The sequence below is a fragment of the Pseudomonas sp. BN606 genome (genome assembly GCF_029873115.1).
Lineage (GTDB): Bacteria > Pseudomonadota > Gammaproteobacteria > Pseudomonadales > Pseudomonadaceae > Metapseudomonas.
The window spans coordinates 25,875-33,275 of the sequence record NZ_SSOF01000037.1 but is presented as its reverse complement, the minus strand read 5'-3'; the positions used below and the strand labels follow the sequence as shown (position 1 = coordinate 33,275).

Here is a 7,401-nt window from a genome sequence, read left to right as displayed (position 1 = left end):
GACGATGACGTCACCGCCATCTACGAGCGCTTCATGCCGCTGCAGATCGAGAAGATCGGCCTGCACTCCGCGCTGATCCCCGGCGCCCTCGACGCCATCGCCACCCTGCGCGGCAAGGGCCTGAAGATCGGCACCTGCTCCGGCTACCCGGCGGTGGTGATGGCCAAGGTGGTGGAGCTGGCCCGCGAGAACGGCTACACGCCGGACCACGTGGTGGCCACCGACGAAGTGCCCAACGGCCGCCCGCACCCGGCGCAGTCCCTGGCCAACGTCATCGCCCTCGGCATCAACGACGTCGCCGCCTGCGTGAAGGTGGACGACACCTGGCCGGGCATCCTCGAAGGCCGCAGCGCCGGCATGTGGACCGTGGCGCTGACCTGCTCGGGCAACGCCCTGGGCCTGACGTACGAGCAGTTCAAGGCGCTGCCGAAGGACAAGCTGGACCAGGAGCGCGCGCGCATCGGCCAGATGTTCGAAGGCTCCCGCCCACACTACCTGATCGACACCATCGCCGACCTGCCGGCGGTGATCGACGACATCAACAAGCGCCTGGCCCGTGGCGAGATGCCCCAGTCCAGCTGACAGCCTGCTGACAGATTCGCCCGGTATCCTGTCGCCGTCAGGTGACACGATTGCCGGGCGTTTCAACTCCCATACCCTGCGGTGCCGGCGGCGGCCCAGGCCACAAGCCTGTGGCTGGCCGCCTTGTCGTCACTCGATCAGTGGGGTCGATCTATATTCGCGAGCAAGCTCGCTCCTACAGGTTTGGGCGTGTGCTCAATCGTCGCGGGTCAGGACTTCCAGCAACTCGATTTCGAAGCACAGATTGGAGTTCGGCTTGATGTGGGCACCGACCTGGCGCTCACCATAGGCCAGGTGCGCGGGGACGAAGAGCTTGCGCTTGCCGCCGACCTTCATGCCCATCAGGCCGATGTCCCAGCCCTTGATAACGCGACCGGTGCCGATCACGCACTGGAAGGGTTTGCCACGGCTGTAGGAGGAATCGAACTCGGTGTCGTCTTCCAGGGTGCCGCGGTACTGGGTCGTGATCAGGGCGCCCTTGACCACTTCCTTGCCGTCGCCCAGCTGGATATCGGTTATCTGCAGTTCGTCACTCATGGGAATGTGCTCCTTGGTTCGTCGACCGGGCCCGGCCATTTGCGCGCAGCCTTTTCGCAGGATAGGGCGCACTGGTCAAGCCCAGTGGCCAGACGACAGGAAGCCGGTTTCATCGGAACTTCGTGCAACTTGCACGGGGATTGGACTAGGGACCGTGCAAGTCACCCGGAAGCGACACAGTGCGTTCGCGCCATATGCCTGATTAGCAAGGAAATTGGTGGAAACGGCGAACGGGCATGCCGAGTGCAAGAAACAGGGTCCGAACGACCCATGGTCCGACAGGAGTGTTCCGCATGAAGCTGCCATTCACTGCCTTCTATGACGCTTTCCCGCAGCATCAGGTCGACGTGAAGCCGCGACCCGACGGGTCGCTGCTGCTCACGCTGATCAGCCAGGATGGTGCGACCTTCTGCAAAGCCATCGACAACGAAGCCTTCTATAGCGACGAGCGTGTTCGTCAGGTGATCCGGGAAGTGCAGAGGGACATGAAACTGGAGGCGGGTGAGGTTCACTGGCGTGACAAGGGGATCGATTGGGTATCGCGCGAGCTGCCCACCTACCAGGGCGGCCCCATTCACATGACGGCGGCCAAGACACTAGTGGCGCGGCGCAAGCTGGCATCTGGCCAGCCGCCCCGTTGATCCCCTGCGGTCTGAAGTCCGCTCAACGCGACCAGTTTCCGTGGGCGTGCAGAGCAGCGTCGGCGTCCATTTCCAGTAGCTCGGTACGGGTATCGAGCAGGTGCGCCAGCAAGCTGGCCACGGCTTGGCGCTGAGCCGTCGAGCAATGCTGGAGCAAAGCGTTTTCCGCGCCGCCGTAGCCGAGATGGAAGACCATTTGCCAGCCATACCAGTCTATTTCCGGCGACGGCTCGGCCAACGCGAAGCGCGCCAGAGTTGGGAAGTAGTAGGCGATGCCTTCGGGCGAGCAGAAACAGATAGGGTCCCAACCGGCATTTCCAACATCCGCGTGTTGCAGTGTTTCGCGGTCACGACTGCACAGCAGCGCGTCGTGCTCTGCACATTCGCAGCAATGCTGGAAATTGGTGAAGTGCTCCGGGCGCCGGCAGTCGCCGAAGGCGGTATCTATGGCAGCGAGGATCTGGGCGTCGGTTGGCATGGAGGGCTTCGTCGGCTGTCGGCATGACGCTAGCCGGCGATTGTCGCCGAGGCAAGTGCGTCGCCTGCAGCGATCACGCCCGAGGTGATGGGGGCGGGACAAACCGCCAGGCCTCGACTGAGGGCCGGCGGGTTATCGCTGTGGGCGGGATGGGGCAGGTAATCCCGCCCCGTCCCTGTGGCTTAGCCACGTTTTGCTTTTTCTGCGAGTTCCTTCTGGGCGACGGCTTCGTTTGCCTCGCGTTGCTGCTTCTCGATCTGCGCCAGGCGCTTTTCATAGCGCGAGATGGTGCGGTCGCCGCCGCCGGATGCCATGGCGGAACCCGCGGAAAGGGCGACGGCCAGAAGGGTTGCGGAAGTGATGAGCTTTTTCATGGAATCTCTCCTATCGAGATCAAGGGTTGGGGTATCCAGAGCTTTCTCCGAATTCGGTACTGCCATCCTTGACGCGGTCAGCAGGCTTCCTGGGAGCCGGCTTTTCCCGGACGCCCACGGAGAGCTGAATAAAAGTCCCCGCGGCGAGGAGCTCGGACCCGCGGGGTAAAGCTGCCGGCCGGGGCAGGCCGGACAAGGGAGGAAATGATCACGCCTGAGGTTGCCAGCCGCCGCCAAGGGCCTTGTAGATGGCGACGATGCCGCGATAGACCTCGACTTCGGCCAGGGCCTGGGCGTCTTCGGCAGCCAGGCGCTCGCGTTCGGCGTCCAGCAGCACGAGGAAGTCCACGGTACCTTCGCGATAGCGGGTCGCGGCCTGTTCGGCGGCGGCGCGGGTGGCTTCCGACTGGCGCACCAGCGACACCAGTCGTTCCTGGCGTTTGCCGTAGTCGCTGAAAGCGTTTTCCGACTCTTCCAGGGCCAGCAGCACTTGTTGCTCGTAGTTGGCCAGTGCACCGTCGGCGTCGGCCTCGGCGCCACGCAGTCGGGCGCGAACACTGCCAAGGTCGAAGGCTGCCCAGGAAATGGTCGGTGCCACCGCCCAGGCTCGTGCGGCGGAGGAGCCGATCTGCGAGCCGCGTCCGGCCGTGAAGCCGAGGAAGCCCGACAGACTCACGCGCGGGAACAGGTCAGCCGTGGCCACGCCAACACCGGCGGTGGCGGCGGCCAGTTGCCGCTCCGCTGAACGCACGTCCGGACGACGACGCAGCAGCTCGGCCGGATCGCCGATGGGCAGTGCCTTGGCAATCACCGGCAGGGGCTTGGGAGACAGGTCCACGGACAATTGTTCCGGACGCTGGCCGAGCAGTGTGGCGATGCGGTTGCGGGCACGCGCTTCTTCGGCCTGCAGTTGCGGCAGGCTGGCTTCGGTGGCGGCCAGACGACCGTCAGCGCGCAGCACATCCAGTTCGCTGCCGACGCCCGCGTCGCGCAGTTGTTCGGTCAGGCCGCGGGACTCCTGCTGGTTCTCCAGGTTTTCGCGTGCAATCCGCTCCCTGAGCTGTGCGCCACGCAGGTTGCCGTAGGCGTCTACCAACTCGGCGATCAGGCTCACCTGCAACTGTTGCAGGTCGGCCTGGGCGGCGTCGGTTTCCGCTTCGCTGGCCTCGATCTGCCGTTGGATGCGACCGAACAGGTCCAGCTCCCAGGCCATGTTCAGACCCAGGTCGTAGCGTTCGGCGTTGACCCGCTCTTCTGTTACGCCAGGCTGCTGGCCTTTGCCAATTTCGGCACTGGCTCCGGCGGTGACCACAGGCAACTGGTCGTTGCCGACGTCATCGCGGATGGCGCGGGCGGCCTTGAGGCGGGCGAAGGCGATGCGCAGTTCGCGGTTTTCCTTCAGCGACTCTTGCACCAACTGGTTCAGGGTCGGGTCTTCGAACTGCTGCCACCAGAGGCTCTCGAAGCGGGTGCGATCAACCTTCACACCTTCGGAAGAGGCGAGCCGCGCGGGCTCGCTCTCCGGGGCCTTGTAGTCCGGGCCTACGGCACAGGCGGCAAGCGCCAGGGCCAGCAGAGCGGGGGCAAAAGCCTTGTGAATCATGTGTGTGCTTCCTTCAGTTGCTGGGCGCGGGCGGCCTTGCGCGCTTCGCGCTTCTCGACGAATCCGCGGATCAGGACATAGAACACCGGGGTCAGCAGCAGGCCGAAGAAGGTCACGCCGATCATCCCGCTGAACACTGCAACGCCCATGGCATGGCGCATTTCGGCGCCGGCACCGGAGGACAGCACCAGCGGCACCACGCCCATGATGAAAGCGATGGAGGTCATCAGGATCGGGCGCAGACGCAGGCGGCAGGCTTCCAGGACGGCGGCGACGCGATCCAGACCTTCTTCCTGTTTCTCCTTGGCGAACTCGACGATGAGGATGGCGTTCTTGCATGCCAGGCCCACCAGGACGATCAAGCCGATCTGGGTGAAGATGTTGTTGTCGCTACCGGCCAGGATCACCCCGGTAATGGCGGAGAACAGTACGGTCGGCACGATCAGGATCACCGCCAGCGGCAGGCTCCAGCTCTCGTACTGGGCGGCCAGTACCAGGAAGGCCAGGAGCACGCAGAGGGGGAAGATGAACACCGCGGTATTACCGGCGAGGATCTGCTGGTAGGTCAGGTCGGTCCACTCAAAGGTCATGCCGTTGGGCAGCTCTTCCTTCAGCAGTTTCTCGATCGCTGCCTCGGCCTGGCCGGAACTGTAGCCGGGGGCTGCAGCGCCGTTTATCTCGGCGGTGATGAAGCCGTTGTAGTGCATCACGCGATCAGGGCCCGAGCTGTTCTCCACCTTGACGAAGGTGGACAGCGGAATCATCTCGCCACGGTTGTTGCGTACCTTCAGCTGGCCAATCTGCTCGGGCTCCAGGCGGAATTGCTGTTCTGCCTGGACATTGACCTGGTAGGTGCGGCCAAAGCGGTTGAAGTCGTTGGCGTACAGCGAACCCAGGTACACCTGCATGGTGTCGAAGATGTCGCTGATGGCCACGCCGTGGGTCTTGGCCTTCTCGCGGTCGATGGCGGCATCCACCTGGGGCACGTTGACCTGATAGCTGGTGAACACCGACATGGGGTTCAGCTCAGGCAACTGGCGGGCCTTGGCGATGATGTTCTGGGTTTGCTTGTACAGCTCCTCGTAGCCCAGGTTGCCACGATCCTCGACCTGCAGGCGGAAGCCGCCGATGGTGCCGAGACCCTGTACCGGGGGCGGCGGGAAGATCGCGATGTAGGCGTCCTGGATATCCGCGAACTGCTTGTTCAGCTCGGCCGCGATGGCGCCAGCGGACATGGACGGGTCCTTGCGCTCATCGAAGGGCTTGAGCGGGGTGAACACGATGCCGCTGTTCGGGCTGTTGGTGAAACCGTTGATGGACAGACCCGGGAAGGCCACGGTGTTTTCGACGCCCGGATGCTTGGAGGCGATCTCGGACATGCGCTTGATCACAGCCTCGGTACGGTCGAGGGTGGCGGCGTCCGGCAATTGAGCGAAGGCCACCAGGTACTGCTTGTCCTGTTGCGGCACGAAGCCGGTCGGGGTGCTGGAGAAGCCCAGGTAGCCGAGCACCAGCAGGCCGCCATAGACCAGCATGGCAATGCTGCTGCCACGCAGGACGCGGCGTACGGTACGGACGTAACCGCCTCCGGCGCGTTCGAACATGCGGTTGAACGGGCCGAACAGCCAGCCACCGAACATCTTGTCGAGTACGCGGGAGAAGCGGTCTTTCGGCGCGTGGTGATCCTTCAGCAGCACGGCGGCCAGGGCCGGCGACAGCGTCAGCGAGTTGAAGGCCGAGATCACCGTGGAAATGGCGATGGTCAGCGCGAACTGCTGGTAGAACTGCCCGGTGAGGCCGGAGATGAAGGCGGTGGGCACGAACACGGCGCACAGCACGAGGGCGGTAGCGATGATCGGGCCGGTCACTTCCTTCATGGCTTGGCGGGTGGCTTCCACCGGCGACTTGCCGAGTCCGATGTTCCGCTCCACGTTTTCCACGACGACGATCGCATCGTCCACCACGATGCCGATGGCCAGCACCAGGCCGAACAGCGACAGGGCGTTGAGCGAGAAGCCGAACAGGTGCATCACCGCAAATGTGCCGATCAACGACACCGGCACGGCGGCCAGCGGGATGATCGAGGCGCGCCAGGTCTGCAGGAACAGGATCACCACCAGCACCACCAGCACGATGGCTTCGAGCAGGGTGTGGACCACGGCCTCGATGGAGCCGCGCACGAAGATCGTCGGGTCATAGACGATTTCGTAGTCCATGCCCTGGGGGAAGTTCTGCTTCAGCTCGGCCATGCGTGCCCGGACTGCATCGGAGATTTCGATGGCGTTGGAACCGGGACGCTGGAATACCGGGATGGCCACGGCCGGCTGGTTGTTCAGCAGCGAGCGCAGGGCGTACTGGCTGGAGCCCAGCTCGACACGGGCGATGTCTTTCAGGCGAGTGATCTCGCCGTCCTCGCCGGCGCGGATGATGATGTTCTCGAACTCCTCCTCGGTAACCAGGCGGCCCTGAGTGTTGATCGAGAGCTGGAAGCTGTTGCCGGCGTTGGACGGCGGCGCACCGAGGGCGCCGGCTGCCACCTGACGGTTCTGTTCGCGGATGGCATTGACCACATCAGTGGCAGTCAGGTTGCGCGAGGCCACCTTGTTGGGGTCCAGCCACACGCGCAGGGAATAGTCGCCCATGCCGAACAATTGCACGTCCCCTACGCCGTCCAGGCGCGCCAGCTCGTCCTTGACGTTGAGCGCGGCATAGTTGGACAGGTAGAGCATGTCGTAGCGGTTATCCGGCGAGGTCAGGTGCACGACCATGGTCAGATCGGGCGAGGCCTTGTCGACCGTGATGCCGATTCGGGTGACTTCCTCCGGCAGCTTGGGCTCGGTTCGGGTCACGCGGTTCTGCACCTGCACCTGCGCGTTGTCCAGGTCGGTACCCAGGGCGAAGGTGATGGTCAGGGTCAGCTTGCCGTCGTTGGTGGCCTGGGAGGACATGTAGAGCATGCCTTCCACACCGACGATGGCCTGTTCCAGCGGCGAGGCGACAGTTTCACCAATCACCTTGGGGTTGGCGCCGGGGAAGTTGGCGCGCACGACCACTGTCGGCGGCACCACTTCCGGGTATTCGCTGATGGGCAGCTGGAACAGCGAGATGGCACCGCCGATCAGGATCAGCAGCGACAGCACGGCGGCGAAGATCGGCCGCAGGATGAAGAACTGGGAGAAATTCATG

General features: G+C 64.1%; 7 protein-coding genes. 2 read left to right on the top strand and 5 right to left on the bottom strand.

Annotated elements, in window-relative coordinates; all coding sequences use genetic code 11:
• A partial coding sequence (locus E8E75_RS03045) for an HAD-IA family hydrolase (protein ID WP_280357987.1) occupies positions 1-582 on the top strand: 582 nt, incomplete at its 5' end.
• A 195-nt stretch (positions 583-777) separates the two neighbouring features.
• Here E8E75_RS03045 and E8E75_RS03040 read toward each other — a convergent pair.
• A complete protein-coding gene (locus E8E75_RS03040) occupies positions 778-1,119 on the bottom strand; it encodes an FKBP-type peptidyl-prolyl cis-trans isomerase (RefSeq protein ID WP_120651354.1) in 342 nt (113 codons plus the stop codon).
• Between the two features lie 293 nt (positions 1,120-1,412).
• On the opposite strand from E8E75_RS03040, the gene E8E75_RS03035 reads away from it, so the two are divergent.
• Positions 1,413-1,760: a DUF3509 domain-containing protein gene (locus E8E75_RS03035; RefSeq protein ID WP_120651353.1), complete on the top strand. Its 348-nt coding sequence runs from the start codon at positions 1,413-1,415 to the stop codon at positions 1,758-1,760.
• A 22-nt stretch (positions 1,761-1,782) separates the two neighbouring features.
• On the opposite strand, the gene E8E75_RS03030 is transcribed toward E8E75_RS03035, so the two are convergent.
• The 4 genes from E8E75_RS03030 to E8E75_RS03015 all read right to left on the bottom strand — a co-directional run bounded on the left by E8E75_RS03030 (position 1,783) and on the right by E8E75_RS03015 (position 7,400).
• Positions 1,783-2,238 carry a hypothetical protein gene (locus tag E8E75_RS03030; RefSeq protein WP_120651352.1) on the bottom strand — a complete coding sequence of 152 codons (456 nt, stop codon included), beginning with the start codon at positions 2,236-2,238 and terminating at the stop codon, positions 1,783-1,785.
• A gap of 182 nt (positions 2,239-2,420) precedes the next feature.
• Positions 2,421-2,612 carry a hypothetical protein gene (locus E8E75_RS03025; protein ID WP_120651351.1) on the bottom strand — a complete coding sequence of 64 codons (192 nt, stop codon included), beginning with the start codon at positions 2,610-2,612 and terminating at the stop codon, positions 2,421-2,423.
• Positions 2,613-2,820: 208 nt separating this feature from the next.
• Positions 2,821-4,215, bottom strand: a complete 1,395-nt coding sequence (locus E8E75_RS03020) for a TolC family protein (RefSeq protein WP_120651350.1) — start codon at positions 4,213-4,215, stop codon at positions 2,821-2,823.
• Complete coding sequence (locus E8E75_RS03015) at positions 4,212-7,400, bottom strand: efflux RND transporter permease subunit (protein ID WP_153922119.1); 3,189 nt, start codon at positions 7,398-7,400, stop codon at positions 4,212-4,214. Before E8E75_RS03015 ends, E8E75_RS03020 begins: the two co-directional genes overlap by 4 nt.
• Between the last annotated feature and the right edge of the window lies 1 nt (position 7,401).

Bases quoted from the DNA above. Each gene is read 5' to 3' on its own strand.
- E8E75_RS03040 (WP_120651354.1), bottom strand. From the start codon at position 1,119: ATGAGTGACGAACTGCAGATAACCGATATCCAGCTGGGCGACGGCAAG.
- E8E75_RS03035 (WP_120651353.1), top strand. From the start codon at position 1,413: ATGAAGCTGCCATTCACTGCCTTCTATGACGCTTTCCCGCAGCATCAG.
- E8E75_RS03030 (WP_120651352.1), bottom strand. From the start codon at position 2,238: ATGCCAACCGACGCCCAGATCCTCGCTGCCATAGATACCGCCTTCGGC.
- E8E75_RS03025 (WP_120651351.1), bottom strand. From the start codon at position 2,612: ATGAAAAAGCTCATCACTTCCGCAACCCTTCTGGCCGTCGCCCTTTCC.
- E8E75_RS03020 (WP_120651350.1), bottom strand. From the start codon at position 4,215: ATGATTCACAAGGCTTTTGCCCCCGCTCTGCTGGCCCTGGCGCTTGCC.
- E8E75_RS03015 (WP_153922119.1), bottom strand. From the start codon at position 7,400: ATGAATTTCTCCCAGTTCTTCATCCTGCGGCCGATCTTCGCCGCCGTG.